Annotated in this window: 23 protein-coding genes; 13 read left to right on the forward strand and 10 right to left on the reverse strand. The window is 73.4% G+C overall.

Annotation, left to right across the window (positions count from 1 at the left end; genetic code table 11):
* Positions 1-55: 55 nt before the first annotated feature.
* Together ACZ5CZ_RS04455 and ACZ5CZ_RS04460 are read right to left on the reverse strand one after the other, a co-directional pair.
* On the reverse strand, positions 56-562 hold the full coding sequence (locus ACZ5CZ_RS04455) for a DinB family protein (RefSeq protein WP_468939056.1): 507 nt from the start codon (positions 560-562) through the stop codon (positions 56-58).
* A gap of 148 nt (positions 563-710) precedes the next feature.
* Positions 711-1130, reverse strand: coding sequence for an ATP-binding protein (locus ACZ5CZ_RS04460; RefSeq protein ID WP_385848136.1), 420 nt, complete (start codon positions 1128-1130; stop codon positions 711-713).
* A gap of 148 nt (positions 1131-1278) precedes the next feature.
* On the opposite strand from ACZ5CZ_RS04460, the gene ACZ5CZ_RS04465 reads away from it, so the two are divergent.
* Positions 1279-1821, forward strand: coding sequence for a GntR family transcriptional regulator (locus tag ACZ5CZ_RS04465; protein ID WP_385848137.1), 543 nt, complete (start codon positions 1279-1281; stop codon positions 1819-1821).
* Positions 1818-2597, forward strand: a complete 780-nt coding sequence (locus ACZ5CZ_RS04470) for a GntR family transcriptional regulator (protein WP_468939059.1) — start codon at positions 1818-1820, stop codon at positions 2595-2597. The genes ACZ5CZ_RS04465 and ACZ5CZ_RS04470 overlap by 4 nt, the downstream gene beginning before the upstream one ends.
* Here ACZ5CZ_RS04470 and ACZ5CZ_RS04475 read toward each other — a convergent pair.
* The 3 genes from ACZ5CZ_RS04475 to ACZ5CZ_RS04485 all read right to left on the reverse strand — a co-directional run bounded on the left by ACZ5CZ_RS04475 (position 2584) and on the right by ACZ5CZ_RS04485 (position 5989).
* Entirely contained in the window at positions 2584-3495 is a 912-nt protein-coding gene (locus ACZ5CZ_RS04475) for a LysR family transcriptional regulator (RefSeq protein WP_468939061.1), read from the reverse strand. The two genes, ACZ5CZ_RS04470 and ACZ5CZ_RS04475, sit on opposite strands and share 14 nt — an antisense overlap.
* Positions 3496-3512: 17 nt before the next feature.
* On the reverse strand, positions 3513-4433 hold the full coding sequence (locus ACZ5CZ_RS04480; RefSeq protein ID WP_468939064.1) for a DMT family transporter: 921 nt from the start codon (positions 4431-4433) through the stop codon (positions 3513-3515).
* Positions 4434-4522: 89 nt separating this feature from the next.
* Complete coding sequence (locus tag ACZ5CZ_RS04485) at positions 4523-5989, reverse strand: FAD-dependent monooxygenase (protein ID WP_468939067.1); 1467 nt, start codon at positions 5987-5989, stop codon at positions 4523-4525.
* Between the two features lie 130 nt (positions 5990-6119).
* Here ACZ5CZ_RS04485 and ACZ5CZ_RS04490 point away from each other — a divergent pair, with 130 nt between their 5' ends.
* Complete coding sequence (locus ACZ5CZ_RS04490) at positions 6120-6722, forward strand: TetR/AcrR family transcriptional regulator (protein ID WP_468939069.1); 603 nt, start codon at positions 6120-6122, stop codon at positions 6720-6722.
* 178 nt (positions 6723-6900) lie between these two features.
* Here the strand turns inward: ACZ5CZ_RS04490 and ACZ5CZ_RS04495 are convergent, their stop codons facing one another.
* Genes ACZ5CZ_RS04495 through ACZ5CZ_RS04505 form a run of 3 tightly spaced genes read right to left on the reverse strand, consistent with a single transcriptional unit; the run spans position 6901 to position 9683 of the window.
* On the reverse strand, positions 6901-7182 hold the full coding sequence (locus ACZ5CZ_RS04495) for a hypothetical protein (RefSeq protein ID WP_385848143.1): 282 nt from the start codon (positions 7180-7182) through the stop codon (positions 6901-6903).
* Between the two features lie 47 nt (positions 7183-7229).
* Complete coding sequence (gene malQ, locus ACZ5CZ_RS04500; RefSeq protein ID WP_468939073.1) at positions 7230-9425, reverse strand: 4-alpha-glucanotransferase; 2196 nt, start codon at positions 9423-9425, stop codon at positions 7230-7232.
* Positions 9426-9683, reverse strand: a complete 258-nt coding sequence (locus ACZ5CZ_RS04505) for a hypothetical protein (RefSeq protein ID WP_468939076.1) — start codon at positions 9681-9683, stop codon at positions 9426-9428.
* A 190-nt stretch (positions 9684-9873) separates the two neighbouring features.
* Here ACZ5CZ_RS04505 and ACZ5CZ_RS04510 point away from each other — a divergent pair, with 190 nt between their 5' ends.
* Genes ACZ5CZ_RS04510 through ACZ5CZ_RS04520 form a run of 3 tightly spaced genes read left to right on the forward strand, consistent with a single transcriptional unit; the run spans position 9874 to position 12469 of the window.
* Entirely contained in the window at positions 9874-10407 is a 534-nt protein-coding gene (locus ACZ5CZ_RS04510; protein WP_468939079.1) for a PadR family transcriptional regulator, read from the forward strand.
* Positions 10404-11099, forward strand: a complete 696-nt coding sequence (locus tag ACZ5CZ_RS04515; RefSeq protein WP_468939081.1) for an ABC transporter ATP-binding protein — start codon at positions 10404-10406, stop codon at positions 11097-11099. The genes ACZ5CZ_RS04510 and ACZ5CZ_RS04515 overlap by 4 nt, the downstream gene beginning before the upstream one ends.
* Entirely contained in the window at positions 11096-12469 is a 1374-nt protein-coding gene (locus tag ACZ5CZ_RS04520; RefSeq protein WP_468939084.1) for an FtsX-like permease family protein, read from the forward strand. The genes ACZ5CZ_RS04515 and ACZ5CZ_RS04520 overlap by 4 nt, the downstream gene beginning before the upstream one ends.
* 119 nt (positions 12470-12588) lie before the next feature.
* Here ACZ5CZ_RS04520 and ACZ5CZ_RS04525 read toward each other — a convergent pair whose 3' ends face one another.
* On the reverse strand, positions 12589-13125 hold the full coding sequence (locus ACZ5CZ_RS04525) for an HNH endonuclease (protein ID WP_385848149.1): 537 nt from the start codon (positions 13123-13125) through the stop codon (positions 12589-12591).
* A gap of 316 nt (positions 13126-13441) precedes the next feature.
* On the opposite strand from ACZ5CZ_RS04525, the gene ACZ5CZ_RS04530 reads away from it, so the two are divergent.
* Entirely contained in the window at positions 13442-14545 is a 1104-nt protein-coding gene (locus ACZ5CZ_RS04530; protein ID WP_385848150.1) for a mechanosensitive ion channel family protein, read from the forward strand.
* Here ACZ5CZ_RS04530 and ACZ5CZ_RS04535 read toward each other — a convergent pair.
* Entirely contained in the window at positions 14511-15125 is a 615-nt protein-coding gene (locus ACZ5CZ_RS04535) for a hypothetical protein (RefSeq protein ID WP_468939088.1), read from the reverse strand. The two genes, ACZ5CZ_RS04530 and ACZ5CZ_RS04535, sit on opposite strands and share 35 nt — an antisense overlap.
* 149 nt (positions 15126-15274) lie before the next feature.
* On the opposite strand from ACZ5CZ_RS04535, the gene ACZ5CZ_RS04540 reads away from it, so the two are divergent.
* Genes ACZ5CZ_RS04540 through ACZ5CZ_RS04565 form a run of 6 tightly spaced genes read left to right on the forward strand, consistent with a single transcriptional unit; the run spans position 15275 to position 21919 of the window.
* The gene (locus ACZ5CZ_RS04540; RefSeq protein ID WP_385848152.1) at positions 15275-16495 is read left to right on the forward strand and encodes an ROK family transcriptional regulator; all 1221 of its coding nucleotides are present in this window, start codon (positions 15275-15277) and stop codon (positions 16493-16495) included.
* 48 nt (positions 16496-16543) lie between these two features.
* Complete coding sequence (locus ACZ5CZ_RS04545; RefSeq protein WP_468939092.1) at positions 16544-17890, forward strand: ABC transporter substrate-binding protein; 1347 nt, start codon at positions 16544-16546, stop codon at positions 17888-17890.
* Positions 17891-17893: 3 nt separating this feature from the next.
* Entirely contained in the window at positions 17894-18835 is a 942-nt protein-coding gene (locus ACZ5CZ_RS04550) for a carbohydrate ABC transporter permease (RefSeq protein ID WP_468939095.1), read from the forward strand.
* A gap of 3 nt (positions 18836-18838) precedes the next feature.
* Positions 18839-19678, forward strand: a complete 840-nt coding sequence (locus tag ACZ5CZ_RS04555; RefSeq protein ID WP_385848157.1) for a carbohydrate ABC transporter permease — start codon at positions 18839-18841, stop codon at positions 19676-19678.
* Positions 19679-19685: 7 nt separating this feature from the next.
* On the forward strand, positions 19686-20951 hold the full coding sequence (locus tag ACZ5CZ_RS04560; RefSeq protein ID WP_468939099.1) for a 6-phospho-beta-glucosidase: 1266 nt from the start codon (positions 19686-19688) through the stop codon (positions 20949-20951).
* A complete protein-coding gene (locus ACZ5CZ_RS04565) occupies positions 20942-21919 on the forward strand; it encodes an N-acetylglucosamine kinase (protein WP_468939102.1) in 978 nt (325 codons plus the stop codon). The genes ACZ5CZ_RS04560 and ACZ5CZ_RS04565 overlap by 10 nt, the downstream gene beginning before the upstream one ends.
* The last annotated feature ends 27 nt before the right edge of the window (positions 21920-21946 follow it).

Consider the following 21946-nt stretch of genomic DNA (forward strand, 5'->3'; position numbering starts at 1 on the left):
CCTTCCACGCCGCTGAGGGGCGCCCGGTGCGGACACCGGGCGCCCCTTGCCGTATCTAGTCACCGGTCGTGCCGTCGAGCATCTCGCGCAGGATGTCCAGGTGACCGTTGTGGCGGGCCGTCTCCTCGATGAGGTGGAGGAGGATCCAGCGCAGGTCGACGTGGAGGCCGTCGCGGACGGCTCGCTGGGCCTGCTTGTCCAGGCTGTGCCCGGCGACCAGTTCGCGGTAGCGGGCGCTCTGTTCGGCGTATTCGTCGAGCAACTGCGCGAGCGGGTAGTCGACGGCGATACGCATCTCGCGGTCGGGGTCCTCCTCGGTCCACGGACCCCGGTCCTCCTCGCCGAGGAAGACCACGTGGAACCAGTAGTACTCGACCCAGCGGAGGTGGTTGATCACTCCGCTCATGGTCATCAGCGGTGAGCCCGGCAGGAGCGCCTTGCGTGCGTGGTCCGCGGAGACGCCGGCGCACTTGGCGCGGGCGGTGTCACGTGCGTAGTCGAGAAACGTGGCGAGCTGAGTGCGCTCGTCCCACGCGGGCGGCGTGTCGTCGATTCTGGTCATCGCGCGAAGCGTCCCCGATCACCGCGACCGATGTCGAGGAATTTATCGACGCCCCCGCCCTGCTCCACTCAGCTCCTTCAACGCCGGTGGCCCGCCCGTCATGATCCGCCGGCCAGGCCCTGGACGACCGGTCACTGCTTCTACCTGCTCAGGACGTTTCCCCGCCGGCCTCCGCTGTGGCGGTGTGGACGGTCTTGAAAACCGCCCACACGGTTTTCCCGGGGATGTGCCCGGTGACGCCGAAGTCGTCGGCGAGCGCCGTCACGAGGCGAAGTCCCCTGCCCCCGCAGTCCTCGGCGCGCCCCTGCCCCACGACCGGCCATCCGTCTCCGCTGTCGCGCACTTCGATACGGATCAGCGGGCCGTCACCGACGACGGTCAGACAGAACTCACGCCCCGCCGGCGCTCCATGCAACACGGCGTTCGTGGCTAATTCCGAGACACACAGCCGGACATCGTCCTGTCGGTCGAGGTAGCCCCACTCGGTGAGTGTGTCGAGGGCGAACCCTCTTGCCGCTTTCGCAGATCTGCGCGCACGAGGGAATCGCCGTTGCCGTGACAGAGGCATGGTGCATCACCACCTTGGTGCGGGTTGCACGATCGGCGCCCACCGTAGCACCTTTCGCGAAAAGCAGAGAGGTAGTCTCTGAACGGTGACTGAACAGCGTCACCTACCGTGTGGAGCAGCAAGGTTGGCGACCGAGCAGGAGGACACCATGGGTGACAGCGGGTGGGTCAGTACCTCGATGCCGTATGTGAGACCACGGCAGCAGGGTCAGTCCGACGCCTGGTCGGCCGAGGCCGCGGCGCGCGGTGGCAAGGGCGGGCAGCGCATCGTGCAGGCGGGTGAGGTGCCCGCTCCCGAGGAGGTCGCCGAGGCATTCGGCCTGGCCGCGGGAGAGACCGTCGTCGTTCGCCGCCGGGTCATCCACCTCGATGACGAACCGTGCGAGTTGACGGACACGTATTACCCCGCCGACATCGCCCGCGGCACGCCTCTCGCCGAGAAGGCGAAGATCCCCGGCGGAGCGGTGACGCTGCTCGCCGGACTCGGTCATGCGGGCAGGCGGGTACGGGAGGACGTGACCGCTCGTATGCCCGGCGCGGAGGAGCGGGATGTGCTGCGGCTCGCACCCGACCAGCCGGTTCTCGCGCTGAAGCGCGTGACGTTCGACGGCGACGAGCGGCCTGTGCAGGTGGACATGATGGTCATGCCCGCCCATCGACAGCAGCTGCGCTACGAGATGCGGATCGGATGACCGTGGCCATCATCGACAGCGGCGCCGAGGACCGGCGGTCCCTGCACGAGCGGATCGCCGCCGACCTCCGGGACGAGATCATGAGCGGGGATCTGCCACCGGGCGCCGCGCTGCCCTCCACCGCTCAGCTCAAGGAGAGGTTCAGCGCCTCCAACGCCACCATCCAGAAGGCGCTTCAGCTCCTCAAGGACGAGCGGCTCGTGGTGGGCAGGGCGGGAGCCTCCGTCACCGTGCGCGAGCATCGGCAAAGGACGATGCGCCCTGCCGCCTACATGGCCCCGGCCGGCCCCGGCGAGCAGTACCGCTGGCTGACCGAGGCAGCCAAGCTGGGGACTCAAGCGCACAGCACCCTGCTGGACGTGGGTGAGGTCAGGCCGCCCGCGGACGTCTCGGCGGCCTTGGGCCTCGCGGACGGGGACACGGCGCTGCTACGGCACCAGGTCCTCTCGATCGATGGTGAGCCGGTCGAGCTGGTCGCGTCGTACTACCCCGTCGACATCGCCCGAGGTACCGCCCTCACGGAGAAGCGGAAGATCAAGGGAGGCACCCCGGCCCTGCTCGCCGACCTCGGCTTCCCGCCCCGGCTGAGCGTGGACCGGGTGTCCGCCAGGGTTCCCACGCATGAGCAGTACCGGGCGTTGCGCCTGCCGAGTGATCTGCCCGTGCTTCGTACGCTGCGCGTGGTCCTCAGCGATGGTGGTCGGCCGGTCGAGGTCACCGTCATGGTCAAGGCCGGTCATCTGTACGAGTTGGAGTACACGTTCACGCCCGGGTGACCCGGTCCGACGCCGCCGTTCGGAGGGCGTTCAGGGTGTGGGTCAGGGTGGGGGTGGTTTCCGTGCCTTTGCGGAGGGCTGCCAGGACGTGGCGGAGCGGGCGGTCCGTGGTGAGTTCGCGCATTCGCACGCCGTCGCGGCTCACCGCCGCCATGCGGGGGATCAGGGCCACGCCCATGTCCGCCTCCACCATGGCGAGGATCGTCGTCCAGCCGGAGGCCGAGTGGGCCCGGTGCGGGGTGAAGCCGGCCGCCTCGCAGGCGCGGCGGGTGATGTCGGACCAGGGGCCGCTGCCGCCGAAGATCCAGGGGTCGCCGGCCAGGTCGGTCAGGCGCAGGTCCGTGGCGTCCGCGAGGGGGTGGTCCGGGGGCAGGGCGACGTCCAGGGGGTCGGTGAGGAGCGGGACGCGGGTGAAGCGGGGGTCGGCAGTGGGCGGGGCTTCGGCCGCGAGGGAGAGGGCGAGGTCGACCTCGCCGGCGGCCAGCAGGTCGTAGGCCTCGGCGGCCTCCGCCTCGCGGACCCGGACGGTCACCCGGGGGTGGGCCGCGCGCAGGGCCCGTACCGCCGGGACCACCAGGGCGGGTACGGCGGTGGAGAAGGCCCCGACCCGCACCTCGCCCGCCTCGCCCCGGGTGTACGCCGCCAACTCCGCGTCTGCGCGCTCCAGTTGCTCGAAGACCGCCTCCGTGTGCCGCAGCACCAGCCGGGCCGCGTCGGTGAGCCGGACCCGGCGGCCGTGGGCCTCCAGCAGGGTCACGCCGAGCTGGCCGGCCAGGTTGGTCAGCTGCTGGGAGACCGCGGACGGTGTCATGTGCAGCGCCTCGGCGGTCGCGGTGACGGTGCCGCGCTCGCGCAGGGTGCGCAGGATGTGCAGTTTCCGGATGTCCCACTCGGCCATGCCGGGAAAGCTACCGGTCAGCGGCGGGCGCCGGCGCCCAGGACGACCCCGCCCAGGATGAGGGCCATGGACAGCAGCTGCGCTCCCCCGGCCGGCTCGCCGAGAACCGCCCAGGACAGCAGGGCCACGCACACCGGCTGGAGGTAGTAGACGACGCCCGCGCGGACCGCGCCGATCAGGGCGATCGCCTTGCCCCAGGCGAAGAAGGCCACCGCCGAGGAGGCCACACCGACGTAGAGGAGCGGCACGACCGTGGCCGGGGTCGGGGTGAAGCCGCCCTGGACGGCGACGCTGGCGGCCTGCGCGGGCAGCAGCAGGACCGTGCCGACGGCGAAGGTGGTGAACAGGAAGCCGGGGCCGTCGAGTTCGGCGGGCCTGCGGCGCAGCAGCGCGCTGTACCCGGCGAAGCAGCAGGCCGCGGCGATCATCCACAGGTCGCCGGGTGCGAAGTGCGCCCCGCCGCCGACCAGCAGCGCCACGCCCGCGCAGGCGAGGAGCAGCCCGGTGATCCGGCGCGCTCCGAGCCGTACGCCGGCCAGCCGCTCGAACACCGCCATCAGCACCGGTGAGGCGGCCATGATCAGGCCCATGGTGGTGGCCGGGGTGGTGAGGCCGGCCTGGTTCACGAGGGTGTTGTAGACGGCCACCCCGAGGAGGGAGGCGAGCAGGACGTACCGGACATGGCGCCGGAGGAGGTGCCGCTGCCGCCAGGCCCGCCGGGCGCCGAAGGGGGCGACGGCGAGCAGGGCGATCACCCAGCGCCAGAAGGCGTGCTGGACCGGTGGGACGCTGTCGTGCAGTCCCCGGGCGGTGACGAAGCTGCCGGACCAGACGACCGTGGCGAGTGCGGCGCAGGCGAGGCCGAGGAGGGGGCGGACGGTGGGGGCGGGGAGGGTGGCGGGGGTAGTGGCTGGAGTGGTGGTGGCTGTGGCGGCCACTGAGGTCCTTTCCGGTGGGTGGCGGGGTGTGCCTCTACCGTCCCAGCGCCGGATCCGTCAGGTCCATCGAAAGTTTTTGAGCGTTCTTTTCAGGATTGCTTAAAGCTTGCCTTCCCCAGGTGGTGGGTGAGGGCCGCCGTGAGCGCCTCGGGCGTGGGGGCGTCGGCGGCCCAGGCCGCGTAGCCGTCGGGGCGTACCAGTACGGCCGTACGGCGGTCGCTCGCCCAGCGGGTCACCGTCAGGCGCTTCCCGTAGCCGGGGTCCGCCGCGTACGGCTCCGGGGCGATCAGCACGAACCGGCCGCCGCGCAGCGCCTCGTACAGGCGGCCGCCGCCCGCGAGGCGGACGTCCGGGATACGGGCGCCGGTGAGGCGGTGGGCGCCCCGGGGTGCGGGGTAGCGGTAGCCGATGCCGGTGATCTGGCCGGTGGCCTTGCGGCGCAAGGGGGCGGCCGTGCCCAGGAGCGTGGTGAGCGCGGCGCGCGCCGCCAGGGTCCACGGGCGCTTGGCCATGGCGAGCCGGATGATCCCGCCGCTGCTGCGCAGTACCGCCCTGCCGACCGGGTGCCGCTCGTCCTGGTAGCTGTCCAGCAGCTCCGCGTCCGCGTGTCCGCCGAGCACCGCGGCCAGCTTCCAGCTCAGGTTGGCCGCGTCCTGGAGCCCGGTGTTCATGCCCTGGCCGCCGGCCGGGGTGTGCACATGGGCGGCGTCCCCGGCGAGGAAGACCCGGCCGACCCGGTACGCCGGCGCCTGCCGCTCGTCGCTGTGGAAGCGGGACATCCAGCGGGCGTCGTGCATGCCGTAGTCCCTGCCGAGGGCCAGCCGGGTGATCTCCTTGATCTCGGCCAGGTCGAGCGGCTCGGTGTCGGGGACGTTCCGGCCCCGGTGCCAGCCGATCATCCGGTGGTACCCGTCGCCGAACGGCGCGAGGAAGGCGAAGGCGTCGCCCACGGCGTTGACGGTGAGCACGGTCGGCGGCGGCTCGGCGAGCCGGACGTCGGCGAGGACGACGGACCGGATCACCGACTTACCGGGGAAGGGCAGTCCGACGGCCTCGCGTACGGCGCTGCGCATGCCGTCGGTGCCGACCACGTACGCCGCCCGCAGGGTCTGCCTCTCCCCCTCGGGGCCGCGCGCCTCGACGGTCACGCAGTCCGCGTCCTGGGTCAGACCGGTCAGTTCGGTCTCGTACCGGAAGTCGGCACCGGCCTCGACCGCGCGCCGCTCCAGCACCTTCTCGACCTCGTACTGCGGCAGGACGAGGAGGTGGTTGAAGCGGGAGGGGAGGTGGGAGAGGTCGATGGAGAGCCGGCCGAACAGACCGAGGCTGTCCAGGGGCTGTCCGGCCGATTCGACCGCGTCGGCGAGACCGCGGGCGTCGAGCTGCTCGAGCGTACGGGCATGCAGCACGAAGGCGCGGGAGAGGTTGCTGATCTTGTGGGGGCGCTTCTCGAGGACGGTGACGGGGATGCCGGCGGCGGCGAGGTCACCGGCGAGCAGCAGGCCGGTGGGGCCGGAGCCCACGACGATGACGTGCTCCGTGTCCGTGCCGGTCATGAGCAGCCTCCTGAGGGAGTACATCTGCGGGTCAACACCTGTTGGTCAACGCTTGTTGGCCACCGTAGAGCGGAAGCAGGGCAGCGGTCAACACTTGTTGGCCAACACCAGTTGGCCTACGCTCGTTGATATGACCACCACCCCTTCCGCCCCCTCCAGCCCCGCCAGCTCCTCCAGCCCCGCCCGCCGCTCCGACGCCACCCGCGCCGCCATCCTCACCGCCGCCCGCGAGCGCTTCGCCGCCGACGGCTACGAGCGGGCCACCATCCGGGCCATCGCCAAGGACGCGCACATCGACCCGTCGATGGTGATGCGCTACTTCGGCACCAAGGAGGGACTGTTCGCGGCGGCCGTCGCGCTCGATCTGCGGCTGCCGGATCTGCGGCAGGTGCCGCGGGAGGAGGTCGGGCGGGCGCTCGTCGGCCACTTCCTGGACCTCTGGGAGGAGAACGAGGAGCTGCGGGCCGTCCTGCGGGTCGGTGTCACCAACCAGGCCGGGGCCGAGCGGATGCAGGGCATCTTCCGGGAGCAGCTGCTGCCGGTGGCCCGCCAGGTGTGCCCCGACTCGGAGCAGGCGCCGGCGCGGGCGGCGCTGTGCGCGTCGCAGGTGCTCGGGGTGGCGCTGACCCGCTATGTGCTGCGGCTGCCGCCGGCGACGGCGCTGTCCCGCGAGGAGCTGGTGGCGTGGCTGGGCCCGACCGTGCAGCGGTATCTCATCGCGCCGCACCCCTGAACCCGGCCCGTAAAAGCCCGTAAAGCCCGCAAGCCCGCAAGCCCGCAAGCCCCTAAAGCTCGCAGCCCGTAAAAGGAGGGGCAGCAAAAACGCCGGGGGCGCCGGTCTCACCCCGGGTACGGCATACGCGCGTACCGCGGGAGGACGGGCGCCCCCGGCGGGAGAACCGTGGCTCCGGTCAGGCCTTCGCGCCGGCGCCGGGCTTCACGTTGATGTTGGACGACGTGGTGTCGCTCTTCTTCCGGGACTTGTCGAGCACCATGACCAGGCCGGCGATGACCGCGAACAGCGCGATCGGCAGGAGCACGTACAGGCCCAGCGTCTGGGCGACGCTGAGGCCCGGGCCGGGGTCGTCGCCGTCGTCGCGGGTCAGCGCGAGGGCGGGGGACGACATGAGCAGCATCATCAGCGTCGTACCGGCGGCCAGGGCGCCGGCGCGCAGGGCGTTCTTCTTGTCCACGGAATCAAATTAGCGAACCGGTCTCGGGCCCGCGCGTCCGGGGTGCCTTAGGAAGATCCCCCCGCGCCCCCGCCGCCGGGCGGCCCGGACCGGTGGAGTACCCGCAGCAGCGCCCGCAGCCGGGGTGCGGCCACCAGCTCTTCCAGGGGCACCGGGCGGCCCTCGCCGTCGGCGATCGGGAGCCGCCAGTTGGGGTACTGGTCCCAGGTTCCCGGCAGGTTCTGCGGGCGGCGGTCGCCCACGCCGTCGGGGAGCCAGACGCCGATCAGCCGGGCCGGGGTGCGCAGCAGGAAGCGGTGCAGGGCGCGGATCTCCTCCTCCTCGTCAGAGCCGGGCGGCCCGGCGGCCGGGCTGTCGAGGAGCCCGAGGCTGCCCAGCAGGGCGAGCCACTCGGCGGTGTCGGCGACGGCCTCGGTGCGCTCCTCGGTCGCGGGGCGGGTGAGCAGGCCGAGCCGGTCGCGCAGCTCCACGTGTTCGCCGGTGAGCCGGGCCGCGGTGGGCGGCAGGTCGTGGGTGGTGGCGGTGGCGAGGCAGTCGGCGCGCCAGCGGTCCGGGGGCAGCGGGCGGCCGTCGCCCTCCCAGTCCCGTTCGAACCACAGCACGGAGGTGCCGAGCACCCCGCGCCGCTGGAGCGTCTCGCGCACCCCGGGCTCGACGGTGCCCAGGTCCTCGCCGATGACGACCGCGCCGGCCCGGGTGGCCTCCAGGGCGAGCAGGGCGAGCATGGCCTCGGCGTCGTAGCGGACGTACGTGCCCTCGGTGGGCGGGCTGCCCTGGGGGACCCACCACAGCCGGAACAGGCCCATGACGTGGTCGATGCGCAGCGCGCCGGCGTAGCGGAAGAGGGCGCGCAGCAGCTCGCGGTAGGGGGCGTGGCCGGTGGCGGCGAGCCGGTCGGGGCGCCAGGGCGGCAGGCCCCAGTCCTGGCCGCGGGCGTTGAAGGCGTCCGGCGGGGCGCCGATCGACATGCCGGCGGCGAAGACGTCCTGCTGGGCCCAGGCGTCGGCGCCGCCGGGGTGCACGCCGACGGCGAGGTCGTGCACGATCCCGACGGGCATGCCGGCCTCGCGGGCGGCGCGCTGGGCGGCGCGCAGCTGGCCGTCGGTGAGCCAGGCGAGACGGCTGTGGAAGGCGACCCGGTCGGCGAGGTCGGCGCGGGCGCGGGCGGTCTCGGGCGAGCGGGGGTCGCGCAGGGCGGCGGGCCAGGCGTGCCAGTCGGAGCCGTGGATCTCGGCGAGGGCGTACCAGGTGGCGTGGTCGTCGAGGGCCTGGCCGTGGGCGGCGCGGAAGTCGTCGTAGGCGGCCTGGCGGCCGGGGGGCAGGGGGACGCGCAGGACCGTCTCCAGCGCCTCCCGCTTCAGTTCCCACACGGCGTCCCGGTCGATGAGGGCGCCCTTGTCGAGGACGGCGGCGCGGAGCCGGGCGGCCCGGTCCAGCAGGGTGCGCAGGGTCTCGGGGTCCTCGGCGTAGGCGTACTCGGGGATGTCCTCGACGCGCAGATGGACGGGGTCGGGGAAGCGGCGCGAGGAGGGCCGGTACGGGGAGGGGTCGGTGGGGGCGCCCGGTACGGCCGAGTGCAGCGGGTTGACCTGGACGAACCCGGCGCCCGCGGTGCGTCCGGCCCAGCCCGCCAGTTCGGCGAGGTCGCCGAGGTCGCCCATGCCCCAGGAGCGGTGGGACAGCAGGGAGTACAGCTGGACGAGGAGGCCGTAGGAGCGGCCGGGCGGGGCGGGCAGCCGGTCCGGGGCGACGATGAGATGCGCCTGGCCGGTGCGTCCGTCGGGGGCGTGGGCGGTGACCCGGTGCACGCCCGGCGGGAGGTCCGCGGTCCCGGTGTGCTGCTGGCCGGTCTCCGTCTCGACGGTCAGCCGGGTGCCGGCGGGCAGCGCGGTGAGGGCGGCGGGCTCGTCGGCGCCGGCCCATCGGACCAGGGTCGGGGGCAGCAGGCGTGCGCTCAGCTCGTGTTCCCGTGCGGCGAGCGCGGTGCGTACGGCATCCGGGCCGGCGGCGTCGACGCCGAGGGCGGCCAGCGCGGCGACCACGGCGGAGGCGGGGACCTGGACGGTACGGCCCGGGGCGGGGCTGTAGGCGGTGGCGACCCCGTGCAGTTCGGCGAGCCGGGCGAGGTCCCCGTCCGCGAAGTCCCCGAAGCCGCCGAAGCCGCCGGAGTCCCCGATGTCGCCGGAGTCCCCGATGTCGCCGGAGTCGCCGGAGTCCGTGAAGTCCTCGGACGCCGCGGCCATCTACGCCCCCATGCCGAAGGCGTCGGACTCGCTGCTCAGGGGGGTGGTGTCGACGAGCGGGGGCTCGCTGGTCAGCGGGGTGGCGTCGGCGAGCGGGGGCTCACTGGTCAGGGGTTCGGCGGCGGGCAGGGGCGGTTCGCTGGTGAGCGGGACCTGTGCGCAGGCGCGCTCCGCGCTGAACGCGCACGTCTGCGCTCCCCCGGGTTTCTGCTCCTGTTTCCACTGGGCCGGGATCGAGAGTCGGGCCGATGCGGGCACGGGGTCTCCTTCGTCGGTGGGCCGGGATCGCCGGCGGGATGGGGCGGCTTCGAACGGGTTACGGCAGGCCTACCCCGTGTCGGCGAGGGCACTCCCGCGGACGCCCGAACGGGAAGGGCGGCGGGCCGCGGACGGACCACACGCTGATCACTATTCACTCAGTACATGTAGCGAGTGCATAATGATCGGCATGAGCACCCGTCACATCCTTCTGGGGCTGCTCGCGGCGGGGCCGAGCCATGGCTACGACCTCAAGCGACGCCACGACGAACGCTTTCCGCAAGCGCGCCCGCTGGCCTACGGGCAGGTCTACACGACCCTGCAACGGCTGGTCCGGGACGGGCTCGCGGAGGTGGCGGGCACCGACGCGGACGGCGGTCCGGAGCGGACGCTGTACCGCTCGACCGAGGCGGGGTCCCGGGAACTGGGCCGGTGGGCGGCCGAGATCACCCCGCCGGCGCCGTTCGTGGCGAACGAGATCTTCGCCAAGGTCGTCGTGGCGATCCTCTCCGGCGGCGACCCGGCCGCCTATCTCGGCGCGCAGCGTGCCGCGCACATGGAGCGGATGCGGCAGCTCACGGCGGTGAAGACCAGTCCGGGCGCCGGCCTGGCGACCGTTCTGTCGGCCGACTACGCCCTCACCCATCTCGACGCCGACCTCCGCTGGATGACGACCACGGCGGCCCGGCTGACCACTCTGACCGCGGAGGTCGACTCAGCATGAGCAACGGGGACAGCGGCGCGCCACTTCTGGCGGCCCGCGAGCTGACCAAGGCGCACGGCAGGACGGCAGCCCTGCGGGGTGCCTCGGTCGAGCTGGGCGCCGGCGAGATCCTCGCCGTGACCGGCGCCAGCGGCAGCGGGAAGTCCACCCTGCTGCACTGCCTCGCCGGGATCGTGCGGCCGGACTCGGGTGCGGTGACGTACGCGGGTCGGCGGCTGGACCGGCTGCCGGAGAAGCGGCTGGCCGAGCTGCGGCGGACCGAGTTCGGGGTGGTGTTCCAGTTCGGGCAGCTGATCCCGGAGCTGACCGCGCTGGACAACGTGGCGCTGCCGCTGCTGCTCGCCGGTGCGTCGCGGGCGGACGCCCGGGCGCGGGCCGCCGAGTGGCTGGAGCGGTTCGGGCTGCGCGGGCAGGGCGAGCTGCGGCCGGGCGAGCTGAGCGGCGGGCAGGCGCAGCGGGCCGCGCTGGCGCGCGCCCTGGTCACCGGCCCGAGGGTGGTCTTCGCGGACGAGCCGACGGGGGCGCTGGACTCGCTGGCGAGCGAGCAGGTGATGACGGCCCTGGTGCACACCGCCCGCGAGGCGGGGACGGCCGTCCTGCTGATCACCCACGACGCGCAGACGGCGGCGTACGCCGACCGCGAGGTCCGGCTGAGCGACGGCGCGGTGCTGCCGGCGGGGGTGGCGGCATGAGCGACGCACAGGGGGGTCTGGGGGCCGATCTGCGGCTGGCCTGGCTGCTGACCCGGGGGTCGGACCGGCGCGAGTGGTGGCGGGTGGGGCTCACCGCCGCAGGAGCCGCGCTGGTCACCGGCATCGGGTTGGTGAGCGTCACGCTGGCGACGCTGGACGGGTACTACTCCGTCCCCGTCGGCGCCGGTCTGCTGAACTCGTCCAGCGACCGCGCGGGCGTGGTGTTCGCGCTGCTTCTGCTGCTGGTCCCGGTGCTCGGCTTCCTCGGCCAGTGCGCCCGCGTCGGTGCGGTGCACCGCGACCGGCGGCTGGCCGCGCTGCGGCTCGCGGGTGCCGGTGCCGGGCAGGTGCGGCGGATCGCGGCGCTGGAGACGGGGCTGGCCTGCCTGGCCGGTGCGGTCCCGGCGACGGTCGCCGCGGGCGTCGTACTGCTGCGCCTGTGGTCCGCTCCGCAGCCGGTGACCTGGGCGGGGCTTGCCCTGGTGGCCGTCGCCGTGCCGGTGCTGGGCGCGGCGGTGAGCGCGCTGGCGCTGCGCCGGGTGGTGGCCTCGCCGCTGGGACGGGTCCGGCGGGTGCGGTCCACGCCGGGTCCGGGGCGGGCCTTCCGGGTGGCGACCGTGCTGCTCGTGCTGCTGGTGGCGGGCACGCTGGCGGCGCCGTTCGCCGTCCGCCCGGCCGGGTTCCCACTCGCCCAGCTCACGGTGCTCTTCCTGACGCTGCTGGTGGGGGCCGGGGCGGTGTGGCTGACCGGCGGCACCTCCCGGCTGCTGGGGCGGGTGTGCGCCGCGCGCGCCGAGCGCCCGGCGCTGCTGATCGCGGCGGAGCGGCTGCACGACGACCCGTGGGCGGCCGCCCGCAGCCACGCGGCGGTGCTGCTGGTGACGGTCGTCGGCACCGGGTTCGTGGGGGTACGGCAGGCGCTGCTCGCCGCGCTGCACCGGGCCGGGCCCGACAGCCTCGCCGCCGACCCGTCGTACTACACGACGGGGCTGGACCTGAGCGGCGCGGCGATCCTGGTCGCCCTCGGGCTGGTGCTGTCCGGGCTCGCCGTCGGCACGGCCGAGTCCGTCGCCACCCGGCGCCGGGGCCTGGCCGCGCAGACCGCCGCCGGGGTGCCGCAGTCGGTGCTGCGCCGGGCGCTGCTGCTGGAGACGGCGCTGCCGTTGGCGCCCGCGGTGCTCCTGGCGGGCACGGGCGGCATGGCGGTCGGCCTCTGGTACGGCGTGCTCACCGGTCACGGCGTCCTGTCGGTGCCGTACGCGGCGCTGCTGGTGCCGGTCGCGGTGTACGCCGGCTGTCTGCTGGCCGCCGCCACCGCGCTACCGCTGCTGCGCCGCTCACTGCACCCGGCCGAGCTGCGCTGCACGTGACCGCGCGTCACCGCATGACGGTCCGGCCCCGGGGGCGCGGGGGGCTCCCGGGGCTGGACGCCCGATGACCGCGACGACGCCGGCCGCCCGTCGGCCGGGGTGCGCGAAGGCCCGGACCGTCAGGCGGAGATGCCGTCGATCCGGGCCATGGCGTCGTCCGCGCCGTACGGCTGCAAGTAGGGCAGCCAGCGCGGGTCCCTATGGCCGGTGCCGATGATGCGCCAGGCCAGTCCGGTGGGCGGGGCGGGCTTGTGGCGCAGCCGCCAGCCCAGCTCCACGAGGTGGCGGTCCGCCTTGACGTGGTTGCAGCGGCGGCAGGAGGCCACCACGTTGTCCCAGACGTGCTTGCCCCCGCGACTGCGCGGGATGACGTGGTCGACGCTGGTTGCGACGCCACCGCAGTACATGCACCGGCCCCCGTCGCGCGCGAAGAGCGCTCGGCGGGTGAGCGGGACGGGCCCCCGGTAGGGAACCCGGACGAATCGCTTGAGCCGGACCACGCTGGGTGCGGGGAGGGTGACGGTTGCGCTGTGCATATAGGCGCCGGATTCCTCGAGGGCTACTGCCTTGTTCTCCAGGACGAGGACGAGCGCGCGGCGGAGCGGTACGACGCCGAGTGGCTCGTACGACGCGTTGAGGACCAGGACATGCGGCACGGGTGCCTCCTTGGGCGTCGGCGGCGCGTGGCTCGCGCCGGGACGATCTGAGGTCAGTCTCCCCTCATGGCTGGTGAACGCGCCACCATGTCCCGGTAACGGGCTGGGAGTGTTTTCGACCACAGGGGATTCATCCCCCGGATCATGGCCTGTTCAAGCCGGGGTGAGCCGCGTCTCTCCTGGGCCTCCCCTTTGCGGATCCGCGCGGTGCACACACAATGCCCCGTTAGTGTGGTGGTCCTGTCCGGCCGGTGACCTTTTCGTGACCTTGACCGCCCCAGCGGCCGGACCGCGCAGCACCTTGGAGGTACCTGCCGTGTCGTCCTTGCCCGCCGTCCTGCTGGCCGCCGGAGCGTCGCCGACCCCCTCTCCGTCCGAGACCGCACCGGCCGTGCCCTCGTTCCGGGACGCGCAGGACAGCGCGACGAACGCGGCCAGCTGGGTCGAGCAGAACTGGTCGACCTGGCTCGCGATGGGCTTGCAGATACTGCTGATCGTGGTCGTCGCGGTGGCGCTGCGCTCGGCGGTGCGGCGGGCGATCACCAAACTGATAGACCGGATGGGCCGCACCGCGCAGGCCGTGGACGGCACCGCGCTGGGCGGGCTGCTGGTCAACGCGGAGCGGCGCCGGCAGCGGTCGGCGGCGATCGGCTCGGTCCTGCGGTCGGTGGCGAGCTTCCTGATCCTCGGCACGGCCGCGCTGATGGTGCTGTCCACCTTCAAGATCAATCTGGCGCCGCTGCTGGCGTCGGCGGGTGTCGCGGGTGTGGCGATCGGTTTCGGCGCCCGGAACCTGGTCACCGACTTCCTCTCCGGTGTGTTCATGATCCTGGAGGACCAGTACGGCGTCGGTGACGTGATCGACGCGGGCGTGGCCACCGGCGAGGTGATCGAGGTCGGGCTGCGGGTGACCAAGCTGCGCGGCTCGGACGGCGAGATCTGGTACGTCCGCAACGGCGAGGTCAAGCGGATCGGCAACCTCTCCCAGGGCTGGGCGACGGCGGGCGTGGACGTCACCGTGAAGTCGTCCGAGGACCTGGACCGGGTCAAGGCCACGCTGGACGACGTCGCGGAGCGGATGAGCAAGGAAGAGCCCTGGAACGAGCTGCTGTGGGGCCCGGTGGAGGTCCTGGGCCTGGACTCGGTGCTGATCGACTCGATGGTGGTGCGGGTCTCGGCCAAGACGATGCCGGGCAAGGCGGTGACGGTCGAGCGCGAGCTGCGCTGGCGGATCAAGCGGGCGTTCGACGCGGCGCACATCCGCATCGTGGGCGGCGCGACGTCGGTGGAGGACCCGGTGGACGCCCCCGACCCGGCGGCCGCGGTGGCGGCCCCCTCGGTCTTCGCCAACACGGACTCCCCGCAGGTGGCGGCGACGACCCCGATCACGACCCAGCGGCAGGCTCCGCCGGCGAAGTAGCGAACCCCTGGAGCGGCACCGGCGCGGAACCCGCCGCCGGTGCCTCCTCCCCCTGGTCGGGGACCAGCCGCGCCAGCTGACACAGCGCGACGAACGCGCTCGCCCGGCTCCGCCCCGGGCCCCGCATCACCGCGTCGGCCGCCCGGACCCGCAGCAGCGCCTTTCCGGACTCGGGGTCGAAGGCCAGCGAGCCGGCGACCGAGCGGCGACCCCGGAACGGCCGCCAGCCGAACTCGACCCGCTCCCCGTCCCGCACCTCGACCGCCCGTCCGTCCTTCGCCAGCGCCGCCCGCAGCCGCTCGGCCCGCTCCGCGGAGAAGGTGTGCTGCTGTACGGCGTCGAGCGCGGCCGCGGTGACCGGGATGCCGGTGCCCCGCGCGCCGCGCGCCAGCGCGCCGCACACGTACAGCGCGCACAGCAGACCCAGCACCGCCCAGACGAGCGATACCAGGGTCACCTCCTCGGCCAGCGCCCAGCCGAACCCGTCCTGCACGGCGCCCTTCAGGACCAGCCCCACCAGGAGCGGCAGGAAGCTCCCGAATGCCGACAGCCACAGCCTGACCAGCAGCACCCTGTCCATGACCCGTCCACCGTTCGCCGTAGGCCGTCGCGGTGACTATAGGGACCGGCATCCGGGTCGTATCCCTTGACGCCCCTTTCCCGCTGCGCTTACGTTCCTCCCGTCGGGACAGGAAACTTTCCTAACAGTGGAAGGGCAGGATGGATCCCATGGCAGGAACCGCCGGTACGCCGGGCACCCCGCGCGTCCTGCGCGCCATGAACGACCGCGCCGCCCTGGACCTGCTGCTGGCGCAGGGGCCGCTGTCCCGCACCCGGATCGGCAAGCTCACCGGCCTGTCCAAGCCCACCGCCTCCCAGCTGCTGGCCCGCCTGGAGGCGGCCGGCCTGGTCCGGGTCACCGGCACCAGCGAGGGCCGGCCGGGCCCGGGTGCGCAGTTGTACGCGGTGAACCCGGCGGCCGCGTACGCCGCCGGGCTGGACGTCACCCCGCACCGCATCCGCGCCGCCGTCGCCGACATCACCGGCCGCACCGTCGGGTCGTACGAGCTGCGCACCCCCGGCCGGCGCCCGGCGCACCCCGTCGTCCGGCAGGTCACCGACGCCCTCGACGGCGCGGTGAAGGCGGCGGGGCTCGCGCGCGGCGACGTGCACCGGCTGGTGATCGGCACGCCCGGCGCCTTCGACCCCACCACCGGCCGGCTGCGTTACGCCTCCCATCTGCCCGGCTGGCACTCCCCCGCGCTGCTCGACGACCTCGCCGCCGCGCTGCCCATGCCGGTGGAGTACGAGAACGACGTCAACCTCGTCGCCCTCGCCGAACAGCGGCTCGGCGCCGCCCGCGGTCACACGGACTTCGTGCTGCTGTGGAACGAGGAGGGCCTCGGCGCCGCCCTGGTCCTCGGCGGCCGGCTGCACCGGGGCTGGACCGGCGGCGCCGGCGAGGTCGGCTTCCTGCCGGTGCCGGGCGCCCCCCTGGTCCGCCGGGTGACCCGGGCCAACAGCGGCGGCTACCAGGAGCTGGCCGGCTCCCAGGCGGTACCGGAACTGGCCCGCGAACTCGGCGTCGGGGACATCCCGTCGGGGCCGCACCCCGAGGCGGCCGCCACGCTCCTCGCCCGCGCCGCCGACCGCGCCGACGGCCCGCACCGGGAGCTGCTCCAGGCCTACGCGACCCGGCTGGCCACCGGTCTGGCCTCGCTCGTCTCCGTGCTCGACCCCGAACTCGTCGTGCTCAGCGGCGCCTGTCTGACCGCCGGCGGCGAGGTGCTGCGCGGTCTCGTCCAGGGCGAGCTGGCGGAGCTGGCGGCGACCCGCCCCCGGCTCGTCCTCGGTGACGTCCGCGAACACCCCGTCCTGCGCGGCGCCCTGGAGTCCGCGCTCGCGGCCACCCGCGACGAGGTCTTCGACACCTCGCGCCGCACCGGCTGAGGCATCCCCTGCCCCGTCCCCCGCCCGCCACCCGTGGGAGAGATTGTCATGCGCACAGCCATACCGAGACCCGTCCGGAAAGCGGCCCTCGCCCTCACCGCGGCCGCCGCGCTGCTCACCGCCACCGCCTGCACGGGACAGTCCGCCTCCGGCGCCACGGACGACCCCACGAAGGACACCACGATCACCTTCTGGCACGCCTGGAGCGCCCCCGGCGAGGTCGCCGCGGTCCGCTCGCTGGTCGCCGGCTTCGAGAAGGCGCACCCCAACATCCACGTCCACGTCGTCGGCGACATGACCGACGACAAGATCAACCAGGCGCTGCGCTCCGGCGGCGACCGGGCGCCCGACGTCATCTCCTCCTTCACCACCAACAACGTGGGCAAGTTCTGCTCCTCGGGCGCGCTGGTCGACCTGAACCCCTTCTTCCGCAAGTCCCGCATCGACCCGGCCGCCACCTTCCCCAAGGCGATGAACGAGTACACCCAGTACGACGGCGTCCGCTGCACGGCGCCGCTGCTGGGCGACGCGTACGGGCTGTACTACAACAGGACGGCGTTCCGGAAGGCCGGGATCGCCCGCCCACCGCGGACCTGGTCGGAGTTCGCGGCCGACGCGAAGAAGCTGACCGTCCCCGACGGGGACTCCTACCGGCAGCTCGGCTTCATGCCGGACTACCACGGCTGGGAGTCCACCACCGAGCACTACCTCGCCCAGTTCTCCCCGGTGTACTTCGACCGGGACGGCAGGTCCAACCTCGCCCGGGACCCGGCGTTCGCGCGGGGCTTCACGCTCCAGAAGCAGCTGGTGGACGAACTCGGCGGATTCCGCCGGCTGGAGCGGTACCGCGCCACGCTCGGCGACGAGTGGGGCCCCCGGCACCCCTTCCACACCGGCCAGGTCGCCATGCAGATGGACGGCGAGTGGCGGCTCGGCATGGCCCTCGCCGCCAGGCCCCGGTTCGAGATCGGCGTCGCCCCGCTGCCCGTGCCCGACGACCAGGCGAGCCGGTACGGCAAGGGCTATCTCACCGGCACCGTCACGGGCATCGCCGCCACCAGCCACAAGCAGAACGCGGCCTGGGAGTTCGTCCGGTACATCACCACGGACACCGACGCCGTGGTCGGCTTCGCCAACGCCATCCACAACGTGCCCTCCACCCTCGCCGCGCTGAAGTCCCCCAAGCTCAGGTACGACCCCCGCTTCAGGACCTTCCTGGACATCGCCGCGAACCCGGACTCGACCACCACCCCCGCCTCCGTCAACGGCGGCCAGTACCTGGTGACGATCCAGCAGTTCGGCTACGCCTACGAAAGCGGCAAGGCCACCGACCTCCAGGCCGGTCTGCGCTCCACGGCCGCGCAGATCGACACCGACATCGCCCAGGCGAAGTAGCCGATGGGCCCCGCCACCCTCGCCGCCAAGCGCCGCCGCGCCGCGTTGCGCACCCTCGCCTTCCTGTCGCCCTGGCTGACCGGCTTCGCGGTCTTCTTCGCCTACCCGCTCGCCTCCACCGTCTACTTCTCCTTCATGCACTACGACGGCTTCCGGCCACCGGTGTGGAGCGGCACCCGGAACTGGACGTACGTCTTCGCGCACTACCCGCTCTTCTGGCCCGCGCTGCGCAACACGCTGTGGCTGGTGGGGGTGATGGTGACGCTCCGGGTCCTCTTCGGGCTCGGCGTCGGTCTGCTCATCACCCGGATCAAGACCGGCACAGGCGTCTTCCGCACCCTGTTCTACCTGCCGTACCTGGCCCCGCCGGTCGCGGCGACCATGGCGTTCGCATTCCTGCTCAACCCCGGTACCGGCCCGGTGAACTCCGTCCTGGAAAAGGCCGGGGTGCCGGCGCCGGGCTGGTTCGACGACCCCGCCTGGTCCAAGCCGGCCCTGACCCTGCTGGCCCTGTGGGGCATCGGCGACCTGATGGTCGTCTTCATGGCCGCGCTGCTCGACGTGCCGGCCGAGCAGTACGAGGCCGCCCAGCTGGACGGCGCCTCGGCCTGGCAGCGGTTCCGGTACGTCACCCTGCCGAACATCTCCCCGATCGTGCTGTTCGCCGTCGTCACCGGGGTGATCCAGACCATGCAGTACTACACCCAGCCGCTGGTCGCCGGGAAGGTCGCCTCCGGGGTGATCCAGGGCGCCGGCACCCAGTTCGAGCCCGGCTACCCGGACCGGTCGACGCTCACCCTCCCCCAGCTCGTCTACAACCTCGGCTTCCAGCGCTTCGACTACGGCTCCGCCTGCGTCGTCGCCCTGGTCCTCTTCGCCCTGTCCATGGCGTTCACCGCGCTGCTGATGCGGCGCCGGGGCGGTCTGATCCAGGCAGGTGACTGACGTATGCCCGCACCTCGCCGCAAGGCCGCCCTCCAATGGGTCGCGGTCCACGCCCTCGGCGTCGCCGCCGCGCTCTTCTTCACGCTGCCCTTCGTGTTCGTCCTGCTCACCTCGCTGATGAGCGACAGCCAGGCACTGAGCCGGGACCTGGTCCCGCACACCTGGGAGTGGGGCAACTACACGCGCGTGCTGCACACCCCCGGCTTCGCGACCTGGTGGCGCAACACGCTCCTGTACGCCGGACTCGGCACCGCCCTGACCGTGGTGTCGTCCGTCCCCGTGGCGTACGCCCTCGCGAAGTTCCGCTTCCGGGGGCGCGGTCCGGTGCTGATGCTGGTGATCTCGATGATGATGCTGCCGCCGCAGGTGGTGGTCATCCCGATGTACCTGTTCTGGGCGAAGCAGCTGGACCTGTCCGGCACGCTGTGGCCGCTGATCATCCCCATGGCGTGCGGTGACGCGTTCTCCGTCTTCCTGCTGCGCCAGTTCCTGACGACGATCCCGGACGAGTACGTCGACGCGGCGAAGGTCGACGGCTGCGGCGAGCTGCGCACCCTGCTGCGGATCGTCCTGCCGATGGCGAAGCCGGGCATCTCCGCCGTCGCCCTCTTCCAGTTCTTCTACGCCTGGAACGACTACTTCGGCCCGCAGATCTACGCGTCCGAGAACCCCGGCGCCTGGACCCTCTCCTACGGCCTGGAGTCCTTCAAGGGCGCCCACCACACCGACTGGAACCTCACCATGGCCGCCACCGTGCTGGTCATGGCGCCCGTGATCCTCGTGTTCTTCTTCGCGCAGAAGGCGTTCGTGGAGGGCGTCACGCTGACCGGAGTGAAGGGTTAACGCGTATATGAAACTCACCGTGGTCGGCGGCGGCTCGACCTACACCCCCGAACTCGTCGACGGCTTCGCCCGGCTCAGGGACACCCTGCCGGTCGAGGAACTCGTCCTCGTGGACCCGGCGGCCGACCGGCTGGAGCTGGTCGGCGGCCTGGCCCGCCGCATCCTCGCCCGACAGGGACACCCCGGGCGGGTCGTCACCACCGCCGACCTGGACGCGGCCGTCGACGGCGCCGACGCGGTCCTGCTCCAGCTGCGGGTCGGCGGGCAGGCGGCCCGCGAGCGGGACGAGACCTGGCCGCTGGAGTGCGGCTGCGTCGGCCAGGAGACGACGGGCGCGGGCGGCCTGGCCAAGGCCCTGCGCACGGTCCCGGTCGTCCTCGACATCGCCGAACGCGTCCGCCGCGCCAACCCCGACGCCTGGATCATCGACTTCACCAACCCGGTCGGCATCGTCACCCGCGCCCTGCTGCGGGCCGGGCACCGGGCGGTCGGGCTGTGCAACGTGGCGATCGGCCTCCAGCGGAAGTTCGCGGCCCTGCTCGGCGTCGCCCCGGCGGACGTCCACCTCGACCACGTCGGCCTCAACCACCTCACCTGGGAGACCGCCGTACGCCTGGGCGGCCCCGAGGGCGAGAACCTCCTGCCCGCCCTGCTCGCCGGCCACGGCGACACCATCGCCGACGACCTCCGCCTCCCCCGCCCCCTCCTCGACCGCCTCGGCACCGTGCCCTCCTACTACCTGCGCTACTACTACGCCCACGACGAGGTCGTGCAGGACCTGCGCACCAAGCCCTCGCGGGCCGCGGAGGTCGCCGCCATGGAACGGGAGTTGCTCGCCCTGTACGGCGACCCCGCCCTGGACGAGAAGCCGGAACTGCTCGCCCGGCGGGGCGGCGCCTACTACTCGGAGGCCGCGGTGGACCTGGCGGCGGCCCTGCTGGGCGGCGCGGGCAGCCCGTACCAGGTGGTCAACACCCTCAACCGGGGCACACTGCCCTTCCTCCCCGACGACGCGGTGATCGAGGTGCAGGCGGCCGTCTCCCCGGCCGGCCCCGCGCCGCTCCCGGTACCGCCCCTGGACCCGCTCTACTCGGGCCTCATCGCCAACGTGACGGCCTACGAGGATCTGGCCCTGGAGGCGGCCCTGCGCGGCGGCCGGGACCGGGTCTTCCGCGCCCTGCTCGCCCACCCGCTGATCGGCCAGTACGACCACGCCGACACCCTCACCGACCGGCTGATCGCGCACAACCGGGAGTACCTGGCGTGGGCCTGACCGAGACCGTCCTCGCCATCGACGCGGGCAACAGCAAGACGGACGTGGCCGTGCTCGACACCGCCGGGGAGGTGCTGGCCACGGCCCGCGGCGGCGGCTTCCGGCCGCCCGCGGTGGGTCTGGCGCAGGCGCTGGACGCGCTCGCCGGACCGGTCGCGCGGGCCTGCGCCGAGGCGGGCACGGGCCCGGTCTCCCATGTCTCGGCCTGTCTCGCCAACGCCGATCTCCCGGTGGAGGAGGAGCGGTTGGCGAACGCGCTGCGGGAGCGGGGCTGGGGCGGGTCGGTGCAGGTGCGCAACGACACCTTCGCGATCCTGCGGGCCGGGGTCGCCGAGCCGAGGGGCGTGGCGGTGGTGTGCGGTGCCGGGATCAACTGCGTGGGCATGCGCCCGGACGGCCGGACCGCCCGGTTCCCGGCGCTCGGCCGGATCTCCGGCGACTGGGGCGGGGGCTGGGGCCTGGCCGAGGAGGCGCTGTGGCACGCGGCCCGCGCGGAGGACGGCAGGGGCGGGCCGACGGCGCTGGCCCGCACCCTGCCCGCGCACTTCGGGCTGCCGTCCATGTACGCCCTCATCGAGGCCCTGCACCTGGAGCGCATCGAGCACCGCCGCCGGCACGAGCTGACCCCGGTCCTCTTCGCGACGGCCACGGACGGCGACCCGGTGGCGTGCGCGCTGGTGGACCGGCTCGCGGAGGAGGTGACCGTGCTGGCGACGGTGGCCCTGACCCGGCTGGACCTGCTCGGCGAGGAGACCCCGGTCCTGCTCGGCGGCAGCGTCCTGACGGCCGGCCACCCCCGCCTCGACGACGGCATCCGCGACCGCCTCGCGACCCGCGCCCCCAAAGCCGCCGTCCAGATCGTCACGGCACCCCCGGTCCTGGGCGCGGCCCTGCTCGGCCTCGACCACCTCGACGCCGACGCGACGGCACGCCGCCGGGCTCGGGCCTGGTGGGAGGGCAGCTCCTGACCGTACCGGTCGGGCGGGCAGGAGGCC

The organism is Streptomyces sp. NPDC031418, from assembly GCF_055581605.1.

Coding starts and splice junctions, on each gene's coding strand:
- ACZ5CZ_RS04455 (WP_468939056.1), bottom strand. CDS start 562: ATGACCAGAATCGACGACACGCCGCCCGCGTGGGACGAGCGCACTCAG.
- ACZ5CZ_RS04460 (WP_385848136.1), bottom strand. CDS start 1,130: ATGCCTCTGTCACGGCAACGGCGATTCCCTCGTGCGCGCAGATCTGCG.
- ACZ5CZ_RS04465 (WP_385848137.1), top strand. CDS start 1,279: ATGGGTGACAGCGGGTGGGTCAGTACCTCGATGCCGTATGTGAGACCA.
- ACZ5CZ_RS04470 (WP_468939059.1), top strand. CDS start 1,818: ATGACCGTGGCCATCATCGACAGCGGCGCCGAGGACCGGCGGTCCCTG.
- ACZ5CZ_RS04475 (WP_468939061.1), bottom strand. CDS start 3,495: ATGGCCGAGTGGGACATCCGGAAACTGCACATCCTGCGCACCCTGCGC.
- ACZ5CZ_RS04485 (WP_468939067.1), bottom strand. CDS start 5,989: ATGACCGGCACGGACACGGAGCACGTCATCGTCGTGGGCTCCGGCCCC.
- ACZ5CZ_RS04490 (WP_468939069.1), top strand. CDS start 6,120: ATGACCACCACCCCTTCCGCCCCCTCCAGCCCCGCCAGCTCCTCCAGC.
- malQ (WP_468939073.1), bottom strand. CDS start 9,425: ATGGCCGCGGCGTCCGAGGACTTCACGGACTCCGGCGACTCCGGCGAC.
- ACZ5CZ_RS04510 (WP_468939079.1), top strand. CDS start 9,874: ATGAGCACCCGTCACATCCTTCTGGGGCTGCTCGCGGCGGGGCCGAGC.
- ACZ5CZ_RS04515 (WP_468939081.1), top strand. CDS start 10,404: ATGAGCAACGGGGACAGCGGCGCGCCACTTCTGGCGGCCCGCGAGCTG.
- ACZ5CZ_RS04520 (WP_468939084.1), top strand. CDS start 11,096: ATGAGCGACGCACAGGGGGGTCTGGGGGCCGATCTGCGGCTGGCCTGG.
- ACZ5CZ_RS04535 (WP_468939088.1), bottom strand. CDS start 15,125: ATGGACAGGGTGCTGCTGGTCAGGCTGTGGCTGTCGGCATTCGGGAGC.
- ACZ5CZ_RS04540 (WP_385848152.1), top strand. CDS start 15,275: ATGGCAGGAACCGCCGGTACGCCGGGCACCCCGCGCGTCCTGCGCGCC.
- ACZ5CZ_RS04545 (WP_468939092.1), top strand. CDS start 16,544: ATGCGCACAGCCATACCGAGACCCGTCCGGAAAGCGGCCCTCGCCCTC.
- ACZ5CZ_RS04550 (WP_468939095.1), top strand. CDS start 17,894: ATGGGCCCCGCCACCCTCGCCGCCAAGCGCCGCCGCGCCGCGTTGCGC.
- ACZ5CZ_RS04555 (WP_385848157.1), top strand. CDS start 18,839: ATGCCCGCACCTCGCCGCAAGGCCGCCCTCCAATGGGTCGCGGTCCAC.
- ACZ5CZ_RS04560 (WP_468939099.1), top strand. CDS start 19,686: ATGAAACTCACCGTGGTCGGCGGCGGCTCGACCTACACCCCCGAACTC.